The sequence below is a fragment of the Methanospirillum hungatei genome (assembly GCF_019263745.1).
Lineage (GTDB): Archaea > Halobacteriota > Methanomicrobia > Methanomicrobiales > Methanospirillaceae > Methanospirillum > Methanospirillum purgamenti.
This window is the reverse complement of record NZ_CP077107.1, coordinates 463104-486315: the sequence shown is the minus strand read 5'-3', so window position 1 is coordinate 486315 and position 23212 is coordinate 463104. Positions and strand designations below refer to the sequence as shown.

The window sequence follows — 23212 nt, the reverse complement described above, 5'->3', positions numbered from 1 at the left end:
TCATTATCTCCTCATATAATCAATACTTCCCATGAATTTTCTCATCTTTGATATTGAATCAACCGGACTTCCGAAAGAAGAGAAAGATCCTTTTCATTATCCTGAATACTGGCCCCGAATGGTGCAGATTGCCTGGGTATTGACTGATGGTGAAACTGTTCGGGTTCGTGAAAATCATTATATTAAACCAGAAGGATTTGTGATACCCCAGTCGGCCATCGAGGTACATGGGATTACGAATGAAAAGGCACAAAGTGAGGGTAAACCAATCATGGATGTGTTATCTGTTTTCTCAGAATCCGTTGTTTTGGCAGATGTTCTGGTTGGTCATAATGTCTCTTTTGACAGAAGTATTGTTACATCGGAATTTGCCAGAGCAAAACAAAATGCACCAATTCTGAAGCTTCCCTATCATTGCACCATGAAAGGTTCTACAGATGTATGTAAATTGCCTCCGAAAGGCGGCCGAAGAGGATACAAATGGCCCTCCCTCTCTGAACTCCATCACCATCTCTTTGAAAGTGATTTTGAAGATGCTCATGATGCCCTTGCAGATGTTGATGCCTGTATGCGGTGTTATCTTGAGCTCCGAAAACAGGGACTTTTTCAGGAGTTATGGATGAAACCTGAAACAAAAGAAATGAAATGGAAAAAGAAAAGATTTAACCCATATTACTGAATATTTGAAATATGAGAATCCCATCATGTTATATGCTATGATTCAAATGTAATATGTATCCAATTGAATGAGAAATATTCATGAAACTTTCATCTGAAAATCTCCTAACCCTGCAATAATCATGACAATCATTAACATTCTGCTTGTGGATGACCAGGAAGAACTATTAGACATCACTCGAATTTTCCTTGAAAAAGGAGGGGATATCCTTGTAGATACATGTACTTCTGCAATGTCTGCAATAGATATGTTGAAGGAAAAAAAGTATGATGCGATCGTTTCTGATTATGAAATGCCACAAATGGATGGTATTGAATTTCTACGAACCATCAAAAGACAGGGTCTGGAAAAACCATTTATCATATTTACGGGAAGAAGCAGAGAAGATGTGGTTATAGAAGCGTTAAATTCAGGTGCTGATTTTTATCTGCAGAAAGGTACTGAACCAAAAGTTCAGTTTGCAGAGCTCAGAAATATGATTCATCAGGCTGTTATGCGGAAGAGAATAGAAGAAGCACTCATTCAGTCTGAAACCAATTACAAAACTCTTGTTGAGTGTACTCAGGACTCTATATACATGGTAGATAAACATGGAAAATATCTCTTTATGAATTCTCATCATAAAAAACGCCTTGATATCAATGATAAAAGGTACCAGGATTTCTATTACGAAGATCTTCACACTGAATCAGAAACGGATCATTTCTTGACATTAATACGAACGGTTATTGAAACGAGCAAGCCACAGCATGATGAATATCAGAAAGGGTATCGGTGGTTTGTGCGGACTATTAGCCCTGTTAGAAATGAGATTCTTGGTCTTACTATTGCTGCAACGGTAATATCAACAGAAATTACCCATACCCGGACACTTGAAAAGACTGTAAATACTCTGGAAGAATATTACCGAATTCTTGTTGAATCTATGCAGGATTCAATGTATGCGGTAGATAAAGAATGCAGGTACCGGTTTATGAATTCTCACCATCAGAAACGTCTTGGTATTACTGGTGATTATATCGGATCCTGGTATGGCGATCACCATGATGAAAAAGCTACCAGTCGGTTTATATCGCATATTCAGGATGTACTAAAAAATAAAAAACCAATTTGTGAACGGTATTCTGAAAACAACCGAACTTTTGTCAGAACATATAGTCCGGTTATGGATAAAGAACACAAAGAGATAGAAGAGATTGTTGTAATTTCAATTGAACCAAAGGAATGTGAAGTTTAATTGAATAGATCTTATTTGTAATTTCACTTTTTTTGCCTTTTTTTCAACATATACATTTTCTGAATCACTTTCTATTCATTAAATAAATCTCCTTTCTGTTCCAGGGAAGGAAATCTTGAAAGAAGTTGATAGAAAAAAATTTAGGATAGATAATTATTCCCGAACGATCACATCTTCGGTTTCTGTAAAAGGATTTGTTCTGACAGCAAGTGAATACAAATAAGGATAATTATTTTTCAGATATTTAAGATAGGAGAGCCATATTGGGATCATAAGCGTATAACTCCGGGTCATATCTCCAGATACATGATTGAGATCACTATCTGGTAGATCTGAACACTCTCCCCGGCGCTTTAATTCTTCTGTCAGATGAAAAACAGCCTGAAGTACTTCTGTGAACAATTCATGTTCTAACAAAACCGGATTTTCAAGCATTCTGACCAGTAGATCTTCTTTTTCTGTCAGAGTTTTTTTCACGAGAATGAGATCACTACAGGTAACATGAACTGAACAGGGAATTAATTTTAACTCTTTTATTTTCTTCTGGTATAATGTATCATCCCAGGTTCTAAGTAAAGAAAAGTATGCAATCTTTTTTGCTCTATCAGTGTCATGATCTGAAAAGAATCTGAGTAATGGTGTTCCGATTTCTGAAAAAAATACTCCAATAACCATATTCAGTTTATTTAGTTTATTTTTCATCGCCCGTCGCTCGAGCATCTGGTGTAGAATGAGAGTAACCAATAATACTTCAATTGGAAGAAATGCCAGGTCATGAATTGTATATATGAAAATATGGTGGAAATCATGAAAAATCTCATAATGTATTATAAAAAGGAGAAAAGAAGAACAACACAGACTAATTGCAAATAATATCAGCCAGGTCCGGTTTGAAATCATTACAGTATTTATGTGATTATTACCGATGAGTTTTTCTTTTTTATAAAAATTTATGCGGCAAACAATTCTCCTGTTCCGGTTGCATAAAGCCAGTATCCATGTCCGGATTTTAAAAGCCGGTCATCTGAATTGGTACCAGTTCCTTTCCTGATAATGACATCCTCATATTTTTGTTTGCTTTCATCATAGCCTATAAGATAAGACCATGTATCTCCAAGGGTACTCATTGCAGTCTTTGCAGGAACAGGTCCGGTTCCAGGAGATCCGATGGCATTCCAGCCAGCATCGATAGTCCGCTTTCCACCACCAATGGGATCGAGCCAGAGTGTTGTATCAATCCGGTTTTTTGAATATATCCAATACCCATGCATCGGGTGAAGGACAGTATCCCTATTCACTTTTTTCCATCCATCGGTAAGATTCTGGAACATAAAGAGTGAATGTCCGGCAGTATCGATAGTTGCAAAAAGTGCGGCAGTATCACTTCCGGATGAGAGAGTTTTGGGTGGAGTAAAAAAGTTCCATCCAGGTAAAAAAGTAAGCGTATATGTATTTCCTGTTCCGGTAACATGAATATAGTGTAATTTTATTTCAGAGTCAGATCCCTTTGGCCCGGTAACCGTAAGTTGCACGTCATATGTTCCAATGGTCTGGTAGACATGGATCGGATGTCTCTCCTGGGACCTGCTCCCATCACCGAAATCCCAGTTCCAACTCTCGATTGTTCCGAAAGATGTATCCTTGAACTGAACGGTAAGAGGAAGAGTTCCGGTTTGTGGAGAAGCTTCAAAAGATGCTGTTGGTGGAACAGAGTCTGGCACTGCGAGAGGTAATTCATCCACATTTTCTCCTCCGATACGGTATACTTCATCACAAAACCCATCGCCGTTATCATCAGGGTGTGTTTCAGAAAATCCTGAACCGTCAGGTGCAGCCCAGAAATTCCCTCCGATGAACGGACCGAGAACAATATTCGGTCCAGTTGTTTTGGGTACATTCCAGGTAGCTTTTGTTTCAGCTGTTAATGCGACATTCTGGGTATTATTGAAATAATTATCATAAAGCGTGATACCTGTTCCAGATAGAGAAAGACCTGTTTTGGTATTTTCAGCGATAACATTTCCCTTGACAACTGAATTATACCCTCCGGTGATGCGAAGTGCAGGGGCCTCTTTTGTCCAGATTAGGGTATTATTGAAGATTTTAAGATATGAGCTGGATTCAGAAAAAATTGCGTTACTGGTCGTATTCCAGATAATATTACTATCTAATGTTCCTCCGGTAACACTTTCAAACCGTACTCCTGCATAATTTTCAAATATCCAGTTATTTTTAATAATGGCCTCATTTCCTCTTACAGCTATTCCCGGACGTATTGCCGTTTCTGACCAGGCACCAGTAAGAGAAAAGTTCTCTACTGTAACTCCTGCTGCAGTAATACTAACCGGTGTGCCGGTGAATTGTGAATCGATGATAGGTTTTTGTCCATCAGCATCAGATTCACCTATCAGGGATAATGGTTTTCCTATGGTAAGTTTTTCTGGATAATACCCATATCTGACAAGAATCGTTGATCCGGGAGGAGCTTTATTGATAGCCTCCTGAATGAGTGAATGATCATCTGGTACGATGATTTCAGTTGGTTCAGAAATTGTAATATAATCTCTCTTTATTGTTCTTGATTCTCCGGCAGGAGTATCACTCGTGAGAGAAACAGAGTAAACACCATTTATTGTATAGGTATGGACCGGGTTTTGCTCAGTTGATGTTGAGCCATCTCCAAACTGCCAGAGCCATCGTTCGGGATTACCTGTTGATGTATCATGAAATGAAACTGTAAGGGGAGCACTACCACTGGTAGGTTCAGCATAAAAATCTGCTTTAGGTCCGGAAATAAGTACATATCCTGCTCTGATGCAGGCATTGGCCTGGGGATCCCATGTTGTAAGATCAGACCATTTCCCTGTTGAAGTTTTCACATAACTCTGACCTGCTGCAGCTGTTGCTTTACTACTATATCCGGGGACTGGATATTCAACCGGGATAGGGAATCCATAATCTGGTGTATGAACGTCTATCACTATCGAAAATTTCTCTCCTTTTTTCACTTTTACGGGAAGATCAAATCTGAGTGTATGATATCCAGGGATCTGGTATACTTCATTATTTGATGTTGCCGGCTGGGCACTTCCAACCGGACCATCTTCAGGGTTTACATATACTGTTGCTGTAACACTTGTCCCGACTTGTGGGATGTAAAATCCGGCATTGGTTATTTCAATATCAGTATCAGCGGTAAAAACATTAGCCGCTGACGCATCATCATAGCCAAACCCGAAGCTATTGACCCAACCCAGTGTATCATATCCATATGTACCATCAGTATTATCTGTTGCAGCAGAAAATGCAGAAACACGCTTTCCTATAAGCACATCATAATATGAGATATAAAAAAATCCTTTTTCTCCCCAGTTTGGACCCCAACTATTTGCACAGATAAATGCTCCATCACCTGGAGGATTTGTAGAAAAGGAAGATGCTTTGAAATTATCATCCCACCCAATAATGGATACTGCATGATTTGGGGTTTTCCCATATGGATTATAAAAAGAACTGGTTGCTGAGTTAAAATGCGTATCTGAATATTCTATGGTAGTATAAAGGCATCCTAGGTTTACTATACCCCATTTGATGTTTTCATTATCTGTAGGCCCTGATCTTCCTGGTATCATGGGGACATCAGAAACAAGGGTTTCTACAGGTAGATTTTGTGGAGAGACGAATGAATATGGATTATAGGGATCTAATTTTTCTGGAACCGGACCGGATCCTCTGAGGAAGTATGCAGCGGCCATAAGATCATTTCCACCATCAGCAAAATCAAAACCTGCAGGATCATAGACCGAAACATGGTTTTTGAGGTTATTTTCTGAAAAGTCTTTTGCTGTTTCAGGAAGCAGAGATGATTCCAGGGACTTTATTGAGGCAAAATCCCAACAACTTCCACTTTGTCCCTGATCCCGAATTGCAGGGACACGGTTAGAATTTCTTAAATCAAATGATGAAGGATAGTCAGCCAGGATGTGAAGACTGCTTACTTTTTTTCCAATTAAATGTGAGAGATCAACCGGACTTTCTCGTAATATTCCACTTCCACAGCAATATTGAGTATTTACCGAAGCGTTTGCAATATGTGTGTCCTGCATCCAGGTAATTGATAGTGGAGCAAATGCCCCGCTCGTTATATCATCAGAATCCGCATAACAATGACTAGCAATTATAGTGAATAGAAAAAAAATCAGATATAACAATATTTTATTCTGAATCCCCATACATACTCATCCCTGTATGGTATATATTCAGCAAAGATACATATTTTCTTTTTCATAAAAAATTGAAAATATATACAATATTCCACTCGGGTTTTGGTGAAATATTCTTATATTTTGTTTATGTGTGAGATTTCGGATTTTTTACTAACATAAATATACCGGATGTAATTATCAGGATAACCGGAAATACTTGAAGACTGGTATACAAACCCGCTATATCTGCAATTATTCCGGATACTGATACACCGATTGCCCCTGCACCCATGGCAATTCCAAGGAATAATCCGGATATAAGTCCTACTTTTGTTGGAATCATCTCATGGGACATTGCAATAGTGACTGAGAATGATGACCAGAGCAAGAATCCGAAGATCATCATGGAAGCAATGAGGAAAATTCCATGAGTTAGTAGTATTGCAATAAAGGCCGGAATGGATGCAATCGTAGTGAAAACAATCACTTGTTTTCTGCCAATTCTGTCCGAAAGGATACCTCCGCCGAGTTGTCCGGCAACACCCGCGATCATCATAATGCTGACAAGAGTGGTGGCCTCCAGGAGAGAATATCCTTCCAGAACCAGGTATGTTGGTAAAAATGTCATTCCACCAAAGGTAACCCATGATCTGAGTGTTGCGCCTGAAAAGAGAAGAATTACGGGTTTCCAGTCCTCTTTTATGGTATTTTGCCTCTCATGTTTTATTGTACATATGTCTTCCAAGGGGTGTAAATGCAAAAATAATGCAGTGGCAATCGCTGGGATAATTAACCAGATGACCTGGGGAACTCCCCCGGTGGTAAGAATAATTCCTGCAATTATCGGCCCGAGAGCCATTCCCATGTTTCCACCAACAACAAAGAGCGAGGTAAGTTTTCCTCGTGAATTGCCTGTAGCTAATGTATTTACCTGACAAAGGGCACCAGGATGAAAACTGGCATGACCTACACCTGAAAGTGCAACACATCCGAGCATAATAAGATAATGGTCAGGTATCAGACCAAGTACAGAAACTCCAATTCCAGAGAGGAGAATAGAAATTCCGACACTTACCTTCATCCCCTTGTTATCTGCCAGATAGCCGAACAGTGGCTGGAGTAGGGATGATGTAAGGCTATGAACAACTGGAAGTAAAGCAGCTTCAAAATACCCATATCCATACATGGTAATGAGAACCGGTTGAAGGGCCATAAGGACCGGGGCATAAATATCGTTAATAAGATGGGCAATGGTAAGTTCTCCAACTTTTCGAAGAGCACTCATGATGCCTGCTCCTTTAAATCAGGTATTTTATCAGATGGAAGTTTCATGGTTTCTCCCTGTCTGACTTCCATAATTCGCTCATCATATACAGATTCTATTGCGTGTAATACTCGAAGTAATACCTGTATTTCATCATCGTCAAGTGGTCCGATCCGATGAATAAGTCGTTGGTAAATCATTTCATGAATTATGTCATGATTTTTGTATGCCATTCTGCCTTGATCAGTTAATGATAAGGTAACTTCTTTTTCATTTTTCAGTCCTCTTTCTTTCACGATAAAACCACGTTTAGATAATTTACTGAGTTGCTGGGATGCAGCTCCAGGAGTGACACCCAAAATTTCTGAAATAATTCTTACATTACTCTCAGGATTATCTCCCACTGCCTGGATAAGATGAATATCTGAAGGGGTAATCAAAAAATCAATTCCAAAATTCCGTGGTATTTTTTCTGATTCATTTAATTTGTTAACTATTCGCATCCAGATTTGGTACAGATTGCGAAATTTTTTATCATCGGACATATCGCTTAGATACTAATTTATTTAGTAACTATATAATTTGGATATATGCGCATCTATCAAACGTCAATTAAAAAAGGTAAATTATTGTTTTTTCTCCCAACGAAGGAGGTTCATAACCTGTGAGAGAGTTTTTCCTCGTCTCAGTTCTTCTCTGATCCGAAGCTCTGTATTGTATACTTCACGTGCTCTCCGTGCAATTTCATATGCACGTGTTCTGGGAATTACAACTACTCCTGATTCATCAGCGATAATCCAGTCACCAGGTGAAACAGATTGTCCGCCACAGGAGATTTCAGACCCGATCTCACCAAATCCTTTCGGTTCTCCGGCATTTGGTTGGAAAGTCTTAGCCCAGATAGGAAAATGCATCTTTTTTATATCGTCAACATCTCTTACGGCGCCATCAATAATTACCCCAGCAACGCCCCGGTTCTGACATGAGATGGTTGCAAGTTCTCCCCATGGTGCCACAAAAGTTCCCTGATCATTGTTAATGACGATGACATCACCTGCTCCGGCACGATCAATCGCTTCTACGGGTTTTGCCCAATCTCCTGCAAATGTCTGGACTGTAATTGCTTTCCCCACCGCTTTTGTTCCAGAACAAACAGAAATCATTCCTACCATTGATCCCTTTCGATGCATGGCATCTGATACATTCGATGAAGAGACCATGTTCAGGATTTCTAAAATCTCTTCTTCTCTTGTTTTTTCCGGGCCAGTATATGGGACAGGCTGGTTCATTGCTTCACGGATTCTGCGCGTTGATCCTGACACATCAGATGACCGGATTATTGATCCCCCAACAATTACAATGAAAGCTCCAGATGCTATTGCTCCAGGTGCTGTTTTTTCAGAAATCCCTCCTGCAGCAGCTACCGGGATGCTCACTTTATTTATCACTTTCATGAGAAGATCCAAAGAATCTGTACCCGTCATCTGTTGGTCTATACCAGTATGAGCACAGATATAGTCAACACCCAATCGCTCTAACTCTTCGGCTCGTTCAGCGGGATTGTGAACAGAAATCAGATCAGCCATTATCCTGACACCATATTTCCGTGCAGCTCTGACTGATTCAGCAATTACTGAATCATCTGAGGCACCCAAAACACAGACAATATCAGCTCCGGATTTTGCTGCCATCTCAACTTCTATCGCACCAGTATCTGCGGTCTTCATGTCCGCAATAATCTTCAGGTCCGGAAATGCTGACTTGAGCATGCGTACCGCCCGCATTCCTTCGCTTTTAATGAGAGGAGTACCGACTTCAAGCCAGTCTGCTCCTCCATTGACCGCTTCCCCTGCAATGGTCAGGGCACGGTCCAGTTCAACCAGATCCAGCGCGACCTGGAGTACAGGACGGTTCATATGGTACACGTTACCGGTTTATGAGATAACTGTTCTCCTCTATGGAGATATGTACACATTTTATGGAACCTGACACTCAATCAGAGAAGATACTTAAATCTCCCAGAATTGATAGATCTTAATACATACAGTCTGTATAAGCTGTCTTTGTGGGGGATGAACATGAAATTCGCGCATATACGTTTTATGCTAAAACTGCTATTATTAACCGGATTATTTTTATCTGGATTTGTTATTGGAATCACCATTGCTGACCAGTCAGAAAACCAGACAGATACTATGAGTGTGGACCAAAATTCTGCTCCATATGTTCCGGGTGAATTAATTGTTAAATATAAAGATGGTACTGTAGCGGCTCTTGCAGCAGAAGGATCTGGTCCAGTGGCTCTGGAAGCTCTCGGTGCAGAAGTCTCTACTGATTTCTCATCGGAGGGACTTTCAAATCTCCAGGCACTTGATATATCAGGTCCATTGTCAGTAAAAGAAGCAATTGACGAATTAGAACAGTCACCATATGTGGCATATGCGGAACCAAATTATATCATTTCTTTATCATTGCCTGAAACCGAACCTGCGGGACCGGATGATCCTGGGGCTCTTTCCGCTCTTTCTGTTCCCAATGATCCGAAGTTCGGAGAGCAGTGGGGACTTGCAAATACCGGACAGACCGGTGGAATGAGTGGTGCGGATATTCATGCAAAAGAGGGATGGGATACGACTACCGGGTCTGATTCAATAGTCGTTGCGGTAATTGATACCGGTGTTGATTATACTCATCCGGATCTTGCTGCTAATATCTGGACAAATTCTGGTGAAATTCCGAATAATGGTATAGATGATGACGGTAACGGGTATATTGATGATGTCCATGGTTATGATTTCATCAATAATGACAATGACCCTATGGACGATAATGGTCATGGAACCCACTGTGCCGGAGTCATCGGAGCTGTTGGCAATAATGGAGTCGGCATTGCAGGTTTGAACTGGAAAGTAAAAATCATGCCATTAAAGTTCCTCCGTGCTGATGGAAATGGAGATACCGCAGCATCACTGAATGCTATCGCATATGCACGTCGTATGGGAGCTGATGTCATAAGTTGTTCGTGGGGTGGCACTGCAAAAAGTCAGGCTCTTGGCGATGCAATTGCCTCAACAAACATTCTGATCCCGTGTGCTGCAGGAAATGCCGGATCGAATAATGATATCACTCCGCATTATCCATCCGGATTTGATTCCCCACAGATTATTTCTGTAGCGGCATCAGATGCAAAAGATGGAATCCCCTCATTTTCTAATTATGGGGCATCAACCGTTGATGTTGCCGCTCCAGGTGACTGGATCATGTCAACCTATCCAAGTTCTCTTGGGTACCCGTATGTAAAAATGAAAGGGACATCAATGGCAACACCCCATGTAGCAGGGCTCGCAGCATTACTCCTTTCAAAGAATCCATCCATGACCCCTTCTGCCCTGAAGGCAAAAATTATGGAGACAGTGGATAAACTCTCTGCGTTTAATGGGAAAACAGTCTCCGGTGGAAGGATTAATGTACAAAAAGCACTTGGCGGTGGAAGTTCATCTTCAGGTGTAGTACCTCTCCCTGGTATGAGTCAGTCACCAAAAGACCTGAATGGTGATGGGAAATTTGAGGATGTAAATGGGAATGGTAGAGCAGATTATTCTGATGTTGTAACCTTCTTCAAACAAATGGAATGGATAAGCAAAAATGAACCGGTTACAGCATTTGACTTTTCAGGGAATAATAGAATTGACTTTACTGATGTTGTAAAATTATTTCAGTCAATATAAATGAGGGTGGATATTCCAGTCTTTTTTTTATTTTTCTTCTGGTGACCACCGATTTGTAAAGAATATCTCTTTTCCTGGTTTTTTACTCGGCACTTTCACTTCTTTCGGATATCCTGCAGGTATTAGAGAAATTAAAGAGAAAGGCTCAGGGATATCCAGAAGTTTACAAATATCTGTTCCATACTCTTTTTTATCACCTGCCACCCAGCACGTTCCAACACCATATGCCTGTAAGCAGGTGATCATATTCATCGTTGCAGCACAGCAGTCTTCCAGGTAATATTTGGCACTTTTATCGCCACAGGTAACAAAACATGCAGCAGCATCTGCAATGAATTTTCCATGATCTGTAAAATCAGCGATCTTCTTTAAGAGATCGCGGTCGGTTACAACACCTATCAGCCATGGTTGAAGGTTCATCGCAGTCGGCGCTAGACGACCGCATTCAAGCGTTTCTTTTATAATTTCATCACTGAGCGGTGAGTCAGTATATGACCTGACGCTACGGCGTGATTTGATTATCGTAGCTCCAAGATTCATGACATGTAATGGTGTCCATTACAAAAAAAGGATCCTGTTCTCTTCAGGATCTTCTGATAATAAACAGGACTAATAATGCCCCTGTTATGGATGCTAATCCCAGAGGTGTTTGAGTTTGTGTCGCATACGGGGTGGTCTCTGTGGTTGGTTCTTCCTCAGCAGTATGAATTGTTATTGTTGGCTGAAGTAATACCGAAGATTCCGTAATTTTTTTCTGTGCATTGGGCAGTTCTGACTGAGTGAAGACAGGAGTTCCTTGTGAAGTTGGTGTCGTTTGTATTGTTGGGGTTCGTGTAATTTTGGGTGTAATAACAGGAGTACTTGTTTCTTTTTCTATGGGTTTTTCCTGAGTTGGTGTTCCAACTTCAATGGCGACTGGAGATTTTATCAGGGGATTGACATTTTGAATTAATATTTCAACTTGTGTAGAAATTCCTGATCCCATGTCTGGGAGATTGTCTTTTATTCGGTTCATGGAAAGTTCTGCCTGAACTATCCAGGTTCCGCTGTCTACACCACCAGTACTCCAGACCGGGCCAGTTGATGTGAGTGAGGAAGTAAGAGGAATCCCGGTCAGACTAAATGATCCGGAAGGACCTGAAACAGAAGAAAACCTGGCACCCTGTGGGCTGATTAGGACAATATCTACTTGCCCATCAGGTCCGCCTCTTGAATTTGCCTCATAGACGTTTGATGAAATTCTAAACGAAATTGCATCTCCTCTGGGAACCCATTTTCCTGAAGCATCAAAATCCGAAGATTCATCATACACTCGTACAGAAATCTGGGGTTTTTTTACCTGAAAAACCGGAGTCTGGTCAGGCCATGCATACCAGAGCCCTTCTTTTCCAGAGAACGTTGATGGAGATACATAAAATGATGTTGGATTAGAGACACTCATTATCTCTGTTGGCTCTGAAGATCTGCTGCTACCTGGAGCCCACCAGCCAATTTGTCCACCATCTTCTATCCCTGATGCTGTGATGTCAAGTCCCTCCTCACCCAAAAAAACGGTTCCGCCTGCCCTGATTATCTTCAAGTCTGCCACAACCGGAGAAATAAATATTCCTGCCAAAAAAATGAAGACGATAAGGAGTGTCTGTGTATTCATATCAAACAATTTCTTTCTGACAATATAGTCTTCTCTACTAGACCAGATCCTATATAGTTATCAGGTCAAGATTCAGTATATGGAAGTTGCTTTTTTTGCTGGGGGTTGTTTCTGGGGTATAGAAGCAGCATTCCAGCAGATTCCAGGAATTAAAAGCACACGTGTTGGATATATGGGGGGGCATACCAATGAACCAACATATCAGGATGTCTGCTCAGATAAAACAGGTCATGCTGAAACTGTTGCTATTGAATTTGACGAAACAATAGTATCCTATCAATCGCTTCTCAAACATTTTTTCTCTATGCATAATCCTACCGAGATAGATCGGCAAGGTCCGGATATCGGAAGTCAATATCGTTCAGTTGTTTTTTACACTACAAATGAACAAAAAGAGCAGGCAGAAAAGTTTATTGCAGATATCAATCTGTCCGACCGATATAATGTTCCAGTAGCCACGGAGGTAATTCCAGCATCTACATTCTGGCCTGCGGAAGATTACCATCAGTCATATTTTATGAAAATTGGACAGCGTTATGGTCGGAGTCTGTTTTGATATGAACTCTTCTTTTCGATATGGTTTGATAAAAAAATTTGTGCTGATTCTCATTTTCATTCTCTCAATTGAGATGGGATCTGCAGCATCACCAGATCCTTATGGAGTTATTCTAATTTCCTGGGATGGGATATCAAAAGATACTCTGGAAAACCTTCTGGAAGGAGATGGTCTCCCTCATCTAACCAATCTTTTAGAAAACGGGACTATTATTAACATTTCTATTACAGATCATTATCCTGATTCCATGGCAGGCCATGCCCAGATTTTAACAGGCTATTCTCCAGAACAGACCGGCGTTTTTAAAAGTATGCGGTATGGTGAGATTCCTCTAGGAATGACAGTTTTTGAACGACTTGAAGATACCCTTGGATCAGATAACATCAGTACTGCAATTGTTGCATCACAGGAGAAAAGTCTTGGGACACTCAAAGGTCTGCCCTTTTACCATGCAGGCAGGGTGGTTGATTATTATTATGGCCGGAACAGTGATGCCGGACTGGTTGGATCAGTAGCATCCGAGTCAGTCTATCATTTTGGTTCTCTGGGACGCTTTTTTATCTTCGCTCACTTCAGAGATGCGGCAGATGCAGGATATGCATACGGGGCAGGATCTCCTGAGCAGATTGCGGCTATCCGGGAGATAGATGAAGCTACCGGGATGATTTTACAAGCATTAGATGATCTGGGGATATCAGATAAGACCGTCCTTTATGTAACCACAGATCATGGGTTTAATACTGGTCCCAAGGATCATACCGGACAGATATCTCTCTGGATGGTAACAAATGAACCTGGATATAACCTGACCGGAGATCAAAAAGATATCGTTCCGACAGTTCTTAAGCGACTGGGCGTTCCCTACCATGAGATGAATCCTCCGTATAATGCAACGGCTCTCATCCCCTGATTTTTTCAGTATAGATTCGTCTCTTCTTTGAGGGATTTATAAACCGGGAACAATTCGATACTATATCGTACGAGAAAAAAGAAAGGGTTTAGCCGAAGAGGGCTCCGAGCCCTGCCATTCCACTTTCTTCTTCAGCTTTCTTGTCTTCAGCTGGGGCTTCTTCTGCTGCAGCTGCTGCCGGAGCGGCTCCAGCTGCTGCAGGTGCTGCTGCAACAGCGACTGGGGCTGCTGCTGCCTTGCTGATTGCGTCCTCAATGTCTACACCATCAAGGGATGCAACAAGTGCTTTTACACGTGATTCGTTGACAGCGATACCAGCGGCAGAAAGTACTGCCTGAACAGAGGATTCGTTGATCTCCTTTCCTGCTTTGTGCAGAAGGAGTGCAGCGTATACATACTCCATGTTTAATTCACCAATTATTTTTTCCGATAGTTCGTATTGTTCTCATATTGATTAATTGACAACGTTTGAAAGGGCCATGGCCTGAGCCTGTGCCTTTCCAATAACGGCGTCAATAACGTCACTGCTAGTGACCGCAGCTTCGACAGCAACTCCCCGTGCATCACGAACAGCTTTCGTAAGCAGTGCAGATGCGGTATCCTTGGTTGGATATGCAGCATTGACTGATAAGTTAAAAGCATGTGTTGCAGCGGTGATAATGCTGTTGTAGAATGCAGTCTCATCGATCGCAAGGACATCAGACTCATAGATACTTCCTTCATAGAAGGCTGCCTGCAGAACCAGACCGACATCCATCGGTTTGATATCTAACTTGGCGAGTGCATCTGCAAGTTTTTTGTTGATCTCCTCACCGGCCTTTACCACTGTTTTTGTTTCACGAATGGTAACTTTTCCTGCCTCAATTGCCGCAGGAATACCGGCTTGTTGAAGTTCTCCTACGATCGGACCAGGACGGAAACTGGTCGGTCCTTTTGAAATGACGATATCTTCCGGTGCAGTCTCACCAGGACGTGCTGCCATCTTCGTTTTTGTCTTTTCAAGCATACTGTAGAGCTTGAAAGGATTTTCATTGGTAAAGATGAGAGCAGAGTGTCCGGATAGGTGTGAAGAGAGTTCTAATATTGATCCTTCATTCTCACCAAACGCATGTTCGATGAGTGTGTTCCGGGTCATTATCAGTTCGGCTTTGCCGCGAAGATTTCTTCTGATATCCTGCACCTGTCTGGCTGGGATTCCATACATATCAACAAGACCTACCAGTTTATATTCACCGGTAAGACGTTTGATAGTTGAAATCTCATCCTTCTTCCACTGGGGCAGATGAGCGGTATACAATGCCATTATAACTCCACCTTTACAGACGGCCCCATGGTTGTCTTAACATAGACCGATCTGACCTGGAAGTCACCCATCTCCAGTTTTCCAAGAATACGCTTGAGGATTGCATCGATGTTCTCTGCAACTTCCTCTTCACTCATAGAGGTAGTACCAACTTTGAGTGAGAATGACATCTTGTCTTTGGTTCTGACTTTTACAGATTTCCGAAGTCGTTCCACGATTGGACGGATGTCCACACCGGCGGGAATCGGCTGCGGCATTCTGCCACGGGGACCAAGCCTTGGACCCAGCCATCTTCCGACAAGACTCATAACCTGCGTTTCTGCAAGGAAAAACTGATGCTCGGATGCAACTTTACGTGCTTCACGAGGGGCACCTCCAAGGCGCTCAATCTCTTCCGGTCCCATGATGAGTTCGACACCGGATTCTCTGGCCTGGGTAACAATGTCACCAGATCCGAGAACGGCAATCTTGACTACTCTTCCATTCCCATTAGGAAGGAGAATTGTCTCATCAATACGGTTTTTCGGCTGAGACATGTCGATATTTTTCAGGTTAATGGTCATATCGACACTCTCGGTGAATTTCCGTTCAGGCGCCTGTTCTTTTGCCTTTTTCAATGCGTCAATAAGGACGCTTTTCTCTACCATCAGGTTCCTCCATAGTGATGCGACCGTGAATTACGATCTTCTATGGTTACTTATCGATCCTATCCCACGAGAACTGCGTCATGAGCGCCCGAATCAATCTCTTTGAGCATATCTTTGGGCTTTTTGCCTGAAACGGTTATACCTAACGAGACGCAGGTACCGATAACCTCTTTGACCGCATTTTTGAGATCATAAGAAAGCATATCATCAAGTTTCATTTTGGCAATCGTGACAGCAGACTCAAGCGGCATGTCCCCGACAATATTGGTATTCGGCTCTCCAGAGCCTTTTTCAACGCCTGCCTCTTTCATGATGAGAGCTGTCGTGGGCGGAATACCGACCGAGATGGTGAAATTCTTCTTATCATCCACCTCAACACGGACAGGGACCTGCATACCATTGAAGGATGCGGTCTTTTTGTTAATCTCATCAACAACGGCTTTGACGTTGATACCGAGGGGACCCAGCGCCGGACCAAGTGGTGGACCAGCTGTTGCTTTACCACCGGGTACTAGTACCTCGACTACTTCTGCCATTGTGTATCACCAGTCAGGACGGTTCATGTCCATCTGGGTTCATGAAGGTTGGAAGTCTAGATAAAAAAGAATATGTCCGAATGGGTACTGAGAGGATGTTATGAATCATCCTCACCACGGTCAATAACGCGGACATGATCGCCGCGAACCGTGATTGGAATTGGCAGTACACTTTCGTAGAGTTCAACTGTAATCTCTTCTTTAGAGGCGTCAACTCGCTTGACAACCGCTTTTTCACCCTTAAAGGGACCATTGATAAGTTCGACAATAGTGCCTTCATCTATCCCGCTGACTGCAGGTTTTGGAATCAGGTAATGCCCAACTTCCTCAAGGGTGGTTATTCCGGTAAGCACAGTGCGCGCACTCGGTACATGTTCCATCAGTTCCTGAACTCTGGCCAATGGTTCATCTGTTTCTACCAGAACGTACCCTTTCAGTTCATCAGGAACAATTACCGACATTACCCGGATATCATTATCCTCGTCCCGCACCGCCTTGTCGATATTGTCTGCGACCGACCGTTCTGCCCGGTTCGTGGTCTTTACCGCAAAGATGCGGGTAAGACGGTGTTCAGTCTCCATGATGATCAGGCCGGGAGCAGCAGGAAGAGTTCGTAGATGATGAACCCGATGATACCTATGAGTACGACACCTGCCGCAGCAACAAGAGCGATTTTTGTATATTCATCTCTGGTTGGAAAGCGGGCGAGTTTGAGGATACGCACGTATTTGCGGAAGAGTTCCTCGTTTAAGTTGATGTCCAGTTTAGGGATTTCCATATATATCACTTCAGAAAATCAATCTCAAAGTGTCTCTGAAATTTCGGGTTATTTTTTTCATTCCTACCATATATTTGTGGCGACCGAACACCAGTCAGGATAAGGAGAGTCCGGATAGTGTTCTGCATGGTAGGATCTATTTGAGCTCCCCAGATTATACGTGCATCCGGGTCAATAAGATTATAGACTTCTTCTACAACTCCTTCTGCTTCGCCCATGGTCATGTCAGGACCTCCGGTCACATTAACGAGTGCAGATGTGGCGCAGGAAATATCTATGTCAAGGAGTGGAGATCTGATGGCCTTTCGTACAGCATCCGCAGATTTGTCTTGTGCTTCACTCTCGCCCATACCGATCATGGCGACACCTCCTTTTTCCATAACCGCACGGATATCAGCAAAATCCAGGTTAACCAATCCGGGAACGGTAATGAGTTCTGTGATCCCTTTTACTGCCCGCATAAGAACTTCATCAGCCACTTTAAAAGCAGCGTATAAAGGAAGCTTTGGAACAACCTCCATCAAACGGTCATTTGGAACGACGATAACCGTATCTGCAACATCTCTGAGCCGTTCAAGTCCTGCTTCAGCATTTTCCATCCTGATAGCTCCTTCGGATGAGAAAGGAAGCGTGACAATTGCTATAGTTAATGCTCCCTCTTCATGAGCTGCCCGGGCGACCACTGGTGCACATCCGGTCCCGGTCCCCCCACCAAGACCGGCAGTAATGAATACCATATCTGAGTCTTCAACAGCCCGACGAATTTCATGTTCACTTTCAAGAGCAGCTTCTTCCCCGACCTGTGGGTATGAGCCGGCTCCAAGACCCCTTGTTCGTTGCCGTCCAATTAATATCCGGTGATCCGCTTTCACGGTTGCAAGATGCATGGCATCTGTATTAATGGCATACAATGTTGTGCCTGCAATCCCCTCATCCATCATCCGGGTAATGGTGTTGGATCCGGCTCCACCACAACCGACAACAGAAATCCTGGTGGTCATCGTCCGGAGGACTGCATCCAGATCGCTGTTGTTTTGCGGAATCTGCTGTTCTGCTTTTGCCCTGTTAAGCGCTTCTTCTACGATAGATTTCATCAAATCTGCCTCTGCGATATCATTATCCGATGTTCTGTTTCAGTCATCACCATATCCGGATAAACCATAGATTCTCCCACAAGTATTGATTTTCCTGCTATAAGTTCGCTATAAAGTGGTCCCGGAGAGATTCCTAGTCGTTGAGCTTTTTTCGGATCAAACCTGGTTTTTTTGATAATGAGTGTATCCCCCTCAAAAGAACAGGCATATCTGTCCTGTATCAATGTTAGACAGAGAGATATTAATTGATCTGATAATCCAAGGCTGTATTTTTTGTCCGTGATAAACATCGAATGGCATGATTTTCCTTTCCCGGTAAGATGAACAATCGGAAGTGGTCCCAGGGTTTGAATAAACTCATCTGGTGCAGTCTTCATAACTTCCTGTAAAAGATCATCGGGGATAGTACATATTACAGGTTCATAACAATGAGGTAAATCATGGACAATACATGAGCATCCAGGAGCTTCTTTCAACACAAGATTTCTGATCTTCAGGTAATCTGAAAAAGGTAACTGTTTGAGCCGGATTAAATCTCCTTGTCCAAGCACCGGAATAGCATATTTTTCTGCTAATCCCGATATCATTCGTTCTTCCTTTCCGGACATAGCTTTTCCATCGACGAAAATCGCTTGTGCCTGAGAACATGAGATTACCTCCAGAAACATCTTCTCGGTCAGATACTGGATATCTCGAGTTGGCATGATATGTCCGAAACCACCTCTTGTTAACTTAGAGATTTCAGTTTGCCTTTGTGCATAATGGGTTCCTCCAAATCCTGCCATCCGAATAACTGTTGATGTATCATTTACGAGAGCATCACGGACTGTCATTGCTACTGCCCGTGCACCTCCCCGATCATTCCATTCAATTGAAGAACTACCAATTTCTATGAAACAGGATGGTAGGGGAATATTGGTTGGTCCATGATGTGTTGCTTCGTACATGACTTCATATCCTTCCGGAGCATATCTGACAAGACCATTTAACAGGGCATGCATAAGTTCTGAAGCAGCCGGAGTTAATGTGTGTGGGGTTCCGCCATAATCAGCCGGCCCAAAATTACCAGTCACATGGACAGTCATAACTGGTCGTGGCCGCTCACTCGCATGACGAGAGAGAAAAATTATTCTTTCAGAATCCCCGGGTATTGATGGACCATTGAGAAAAATTAAGCGTTCATCGCTGTATAGATGCCTGATATATGGTGCAATCCCAGGTTCATTTTTCAGTATCATGCAGAGTTCCTCGTGAATTAATGTACCTGCAGGATCTTTGCGTGAACTAATCAGAAGCGTTCTGGGAATTGTTGATTTGGATGTCATTGGTGGTAACTGATAGCTATAACCTTTATTCTCAGGTACATAATTTATACATATGGAAAATGAACAGATAAAAACCATCTTTGAAAAAGAAGGTATTACTTCAGAAATCCAATGTACGAAAGCTTTTGAAATATCAGAGAAATATGGCGTATCAAAAATGGAGATCGCCAGATATTGCAATAAGAACAATATAAAAATCCGCGCCTGTCAGCTTGGCTGTTTTAAATGAGCCGATTCCTTTCGGTTGTCTCTGTTCAGAATGCCAGAGACACTCTTACTTTTCTTGCGAGGAAAACAGCAGATAAAAGTGTTTTATTAGGAGATTCATTGGGACTGATTCTCCGAAAAGATATCCTATCTGATTGTGATATACCCGGATTTAATCGATCATCAGTAGACGGATATGCAGTCTGTGCATCTGATACTGTCGGAGCTGGTGAGAGTATTCCAATAATGCTTACTCTTATTGGACGGGTTGGAATGGGGGAGGAACCATCTGATCCAATTACTCCGGGAACATGTATGTATATACCAACTGGAGGTTTTCTTCCACCAGGTGCAGATGCAGTTGCAATGATTGAATATTGTGAGGAGATAGGAGAAGAAGTTCTCATTTCAAAACCCATGGCGGTTGGAGAAAATATTGTTTTTAAGGGTGAGGATTTTTCTACAACAAACCCTGCTTTAAAGGCTGGAACGAAGATCTCCTCACGTGATATGGGAGTCCTTGCTGCTTGCGGAGCACAGGAGGTTATTGTCGCATCTCCCCCACGGGTTGCTATTATCTCGACAGGAAATGAAATTATTGCAGTTCATGAAACTCCCAAAGCTGGTCAGATCAGGGATGTCAATACGTACCTTTGCACAGGGTTCATTGCTGAATGTGGTGGTACACCAATTGTTATCGGAACTATTCCCGATGAACGAGAAGCACTAGAAACAGCGATACATGATGCAGTTCAAAAAGCGGATATTGTTTTAATATCCGGGGGTAGCTCCAAGGGAGAACGGGATATGTGTGCTGATATTATTGCTGCTCGTGGAGAAGTTCTTATTCACGGAATTGCATTATCTCCAGGAAAACCTACAATAATCGGAAAAATAGATGGCAAACCGATAATTGGACTTCCAGGACATCCTGCATCGGCATATATTGTTCTCATTGCATTGGTCAGAGATCTTCTTTATGCGATGACCGGTCAGATACGATCACCGGTAAAATTATCTGGAACACTCTCATCCTCGGTTCCATCAGCAAAAGGTCGTGAGGATTATATCAGGATTATACACGATGGAGATATTATTACGCCTGTGTTTGGAAAATCAGGGCTTACCAATACTCTGGTGATGAGTGATGGCTTCCTTTGTATTCCTGCTGATATTGAGGGATATGAAAAAAACACACGAATTTTTGCTGAACCATGGAGTTCTGAATGAGTGACCGATATCTGCACCTGACCTCTCTTCCTGATGCTTTGAAGTTACTTCGTGATAAGTTTCCTGCAATCCGGAAGATTGAGAAAATTCCTGTGTCTGATTCTATTGGACGAGTTACCGCTCATGCAATTCATGCTCCATTGTCATATCCTGCGGGTCACCTTTCTGCAATGGATGGTATAGCGGTAAAAACGAATGACACTCATGGAGCAACCGATCAACACCCAGTAATCATTCAAGATTTCATTCGGGTAAATACTGGAAATCTTGTTCCATATGGATATGATGCTGTCATTATGATCGAAGATACCGAAGAGGATGAAGAAGGTTTCCTGATACGAAAACCAGCATATCCCTGGCAACATATTAGACCGGTTGGAGAAGACATTGCCCAAGGTGAAATGGTCATTCCTGGAGGTCATGCTATCAGATCTTGTGATGTCGGAGCTATGGCCTCTTATGGAATTACCGTTGTTGATGTCCTTTCTCTTCGTGTAGCGCTCATTCCAACTGGAAGTGAGATAGTCCCTCTTGGAACAACTCCTGGACCAGGACAAGTTATTGAAAGTAACATGCTTATGGTTGCTGCAGAGATCCAAAAAACCGGTGCTTTTGTAACTTTGTATCCTATTGTTCCAGATGAACCAAATCTCATTTCATCCGCTATTCAGAATGCAGTAGAGACTCACGATCTTGTTCTTATATCTGCAGGATCATCCAAGGGAACAAAAGATTATACAAATTCTATTATCGCTGATCTTGGTTCTGTATTTGTTCATGGTGTTGCTATAAAACCCGCAAAGCCAGTAATTCTCGGAGAAATTTCTGAGAAACCCATTATCGGGATGCCGGGATATCCTGTTGCCTGTCATACTATTCTTCGTGAGATCGTCAATCCTTTCCTTTCCTGGCAAGGTCTGTGTACTGAAGAATATCATAAGATATCTGCGCGTCTTGCCGGGCCATTATTTTCAGATATAGGTGTGGATGAATTTGTCCTGGTTACCATAGGAAAAATTGGAGAACAATGGATTGCTCTTCCATTATCCAGAGGATCTGGCGTACAGATGAGTATGGTCAGATCGAATGGATACATTTGCATCCCATCATCTTCAGAAGGATTTGAATCCGGGTCAATCGTTGATGTTTTTGTCACAACATCGATTTCAGAAGCAGAAAAAACTATTCTAATTACCGGGAGTCATGATCCGGTTATCGATTATCTGGCAGATCAACTTCGCGATTTTGGAATATTTCCTGCATCTGTACATGTAGGAAGTATGGGGGGACTTCTTGCACTGAAAAGAGGAGATTGTCACCTGGCACCGATGCACCTGTTATCCGATGATGGAGACTATAATATTTCATACCTGAAACGGTACATGTTAGGGGAAGAACTGGTCCTTATCTGTGTCGCAGAACGAGAACAAGGCATTATATCAAAACAGAATTTGTCATTTAATGACATAACAAAATACCGGTTTATTAATCGTCAAAAGGGTTCTGGAACCCGTATGCTTCTTGATTATCTTTTAAAGGAAAAAGGAATTTTGCCGGATGATATTGATGGGTATACTCGTGAAGTAACAACTCATCTCGCCGTATGTCTAGGAATTATGTCTGGAGATGCAGATATGGGTATGGCTGTTCATTCAGCAGCAAAAGCATATGGTCTTTCATTTGTTCCGGTTGGGACTGAGCGATATGAAATTGTCATGAAAGCCGAAAGTTATGATCATGATGTAAGAATTCAGCAAATAATTGCAACCATACAATCACCATCATTTAAATCTCTCCTCGACAGACTTGGAGGATACCAAACAAAAGAAACCGGAGTTATCAGAAGGATTACATAAATTTCA

Annotated in this window: 23 protein-coding genes; 8 read left to right on the top strand and 15 right to left on the bottom strand. The window is 42.2% G+C overall.

Features of this window, described 5'->3' with window-relative positions; all coding sequences use genetic code 11:
- The first annotated feature begins 31 nt into the window (after positions 1–31).
- Positions 32–679 carry a 3'-5' exonuclease gene (locus tag KSK55_RS02355; protein WP_214418542.1) on the top strand — a complete coding sequence of 216 codons (648 nt, stop codon included), beginning with the start codon at positions 32–34 and terminating at the stop codon, positions 677–679.
- 121 nt (positions 680–800) lie between these two features.
- Complete coding sequence (locus tag KSK55_RS02350) at positions 801–1916, top strand: response regulator (protein ID WP_218608029.1); 1116 nt, start codon at positions 801–803, stop codon at positions 1914–1916.
- Positions 1917–2069: 153 nt separating this feature from the next.
- On the opposite strand, the gene KSK55_RS02345 is transcribed toward KSK55_RS02350, so the two are convergent.
- The 5 genes from KSK55_RS02345 to hxlA form a co-directional block, all read right to left on the bottom strand.
- Positions 2070–2816, bottom strand: a complete 747-nt coding sequence (locus tag KSK55_RS02345) for a hypothetical protein (RefSeq protein WP_218608028.1) — start codon at positions 2814–2816, stop codon at positions 2070–2072.
- Positions 2817–2866: 50 nt separating this feature from the next.
- Complete coding sequence (locus tag KSK55_RS02340; RefSeq protein ID WP_218608027.1) at positions 2867–6148, bottom strand: lectin like domain-containing protein; 3282 nt, start codon at positions 6146–6148, stop codon at positions 2867–2869.
- 118 nt (positions 6149–6266) lie between these two features.
- Positions 6267–7406, bottom strand: a complete 1140-nt coding sequence (locus KSK55_RS02335) for an MFS transporter (RefSeq protein ID WP_218608026.1) — start codon at positions 7404–7406, stop codon at positions 6267–6269.
- Positions 7403–7888, bottom strand: a complete 486-nt coding sequence (locus KSK55_RS02330; protein ID WP_218608025.1) for a MarR family winged helix-turn-helix transcriptional regulator — start codon at positions 7886–7888, stop codon at positions 7403–7405. Before KSK55_RS02330 ends, KSK55_RS02335 begins: the two co-directional genes overlap by 4 nt.
- 123 nt (positions 7889–8011) lie before the next feature.
- A complete protein-coding gene (gene hxlA, locus KSK55_RS02325) occupies positions 8012–9301 on the bottom strand; it encodes a 3-hexulose-6-phosphate synthase (protein ID WP_218608024.1) in 1290 nt (429 codons plus the stop codon).
- 162 nt (positions 9302–9463) lie between these two features.
- Here hxlA and KSK55_RS02320 point away from each other — a divergent pair, with 162 nt between their 5' ends.
- A complete protein-coding gene (locus tag KSK55_RS02320; protein ID WP_218608023.1) occupies positions 9464–11113 on the top strand; it encodes a S8 family serine peptidase in 1650 nt (549 codons plus the stop codon).
- Positions 11114–11140: 27 nt separating this feature from the next.
- Here KSK55_RS02320 and KSK55_RS02315 read toward each other — a convergent pair whose 3' ends face one another.
- On the bottom strand, positions 11141–11653 hold the full coding sequence (locus KSK55_RS02315) for a nitroreductase family protein (RefSeq protein ID WP_218608022.1): 513 nt from the start codon (positions 11651–11653) through the stop codon (positions 11141–11143).
- Between the two features lie 43 nt (positions 11654–11696).
- Entirely contained in the window at positions 11697–12764 is a 1068-nt protein-coding gene (locus tag KSK55_RS02310) for a DUF3821 domain-containing protein (RefSeq protein ID WP_218608021.1), read from the bottom strand.
- A gap of 79 nt (positions 12765–12843) precedes the next feature.
- On the opposite strand from KSK55_RS02310, the gene msrA reads away from it, so the two are divergent.
- The gene (msrA, locus tag KSK55_RS02305; protein ID WP_214418532.1) at positions 12844–13320 is read left to right on the top strand and encodes a peptide-methionine (S)-S-oxide reductase MsrA; all 477 of its coding nucleotides are present in this window, start codon (positions 12844–12846) and stop codon (positions 13318–13320) included.
- A gap of 1 nt (position 13321) precedes the next feature.
- The gene (locus KSK55_RS02300) at positions 13322–14230 is read left to right on the top strand and encodes an alkaline phosphatase family protein (protein WP_218608020.1); all 909 of its coding nucleotides are present in this window, start codon (positions 13322–13324) and stop codon (positions 14228–14230) included.
- A gap of 88 nt (positions 14231–14318) precedes the next feature.
- Here the strand turns inward: KSK55_RS02300 and rpl12p are convergent, their stop codons facing one another.
- From rpl12p to KSK55_RS02260, 8 genes are all read right to left on the bottom strand, one after another.
- Positions 14319–14633 (bottom strand): 50S ribosomal protein P1, encoded by a 315-nt coding sequence (gene rpl12p / locus KSK55_RS02295; protein WP_214418530.1) that lies wholly within the window; start codon positions 14631–14633, stop codon positions 14319–14321.
- Positions 14634–14684: 51 nt separating this feature from the next.
- On the bottom strand, positions 14685–15533 hold the full coding sequence (locus KSK55_RS02290; protein WP_218608019.1) for a 50S ribosomal protein L10: 849 nt from the start codon (positions 15531–15533) through the stop codon (positions 14685–14687).
- Positions 15533–16180 (bottom strand): 50S ribosomal protein L1, encoded by a 648-nt coding sequence (locus KSK55_RS02285; RefSeq protein WP_218608018.1) that lies wholly within the window; start codon positions 16178–16180, stop codon positions 15533–15535. Before KSK55_RS02285 ends, KSK55_RS02290 begins: the two co-directional genes overlap by 1 nt.
- 59 nt (positions 16181–16239) lie before the next feature.
- Positions 16240–16716 (bottom strand): 50S ribosomal protein L11, encoded by a 477-nt coding sequence (locus tag KSK55_RS02280; RefSeq protein WP_214418527.1) that lies wholly within the window; start codon positions 16714–16716, stop codon positions 16240–16242.
- 98 nt (positions 16717–16814) lie between these two features.
- Positions 16815–17297, bottom strand: coding sequence for a transcription elongation factor Spt5 (locus KSK55_RS02275; protein WP_214418526.1), 483 nt, complete (start codon positions 17295–17297; stop codon positions 16815–16817).
- A 5-nt stretch (positions 17298–17302) separates the two neighbouring features.
- Positions 17303–17494, bottom strand: coding sequence for a protein translocase SEC61 complex subunit gamma (locus tag KSK55_RS02270; protein ID WP_214418525.1), 192 nt, complete (start codon positions 17492–17494; stop codon positions 17303–17305).
- 5 nt (positions 17495–17499) lie between these two features.
- Positions 17500–18588 (bottom strand): cell division protein FtsZ, encoded by a 1089-nt coding sequence (gene ftsZ / locus KSK55_RS02265; RefSeq protein WP_214418524.1) that lies wholly within the window; start codon positions 18586–18588, stop codon positions 17500–17502.
- A complete protein-coding gene (locus KSK55_RS02260) occupies positions 18588–19913 on the bottom strand; it encodes a D-aminoacyl-tRNA deacylase (RefSeq protein WP_218608017.1) in 1326 nt (441 codons plus the stop codon). Before KSK55_RS02260 ends, ftsZ begins: the two co-directional genes overlap by 1 nt.
- Before the next feature lie 52 nt (positions 19914–19965).
- Between KSK55_RS02260 and KSK55_RS02255 the strand changes: the two genes are divergently transcribed.
- Genes KSK55_RS02255 through KSK55_RS02245 form a run of 3 tightly spaced genes read left to right on the top strand, consistent with a single transcriptional unit; the run spans position 19966 to position 23206 of the window.
- Positions 19966–20142, top strand: coding sequence for a hypothetical protein (locus tag KSK55_RS02255; RefSeq protein WP_218608016.1), 177 nt, complete (start codon positions 19966–19968; stop codon positions 20140–20142).
- Positions 20139–21350, top strand: a complete 1212-nt coding sequence (locus tag KSK55_RS02250; protein ID WP_218608015.1) for a molybdopterin molybdotransferase MoeA — start codon at positions 20139–20141, stop codon at positions 21348–21350. Before KSK55_RS02255 ends, KSK55_RS02250 begins: the two co-directional genes overlap by 4 nt.
- A complete protein-coding gene (locus KSK55_RS02245) occupies positions 21347–23206 on the top strand; it encodes a molybdopterin biosynthesis protein (protein ID WP_218608014.1) in 1860 nt (619 codons plus the stop codon). The genes KSK55_RS02250 and KSK55_RS02245 overlap by 4 nt, the downstream gene beginning before the upstream one ends.
- The last annotated feature ends 6 nt before the right edge of the window (positions 23207–23212 follow it).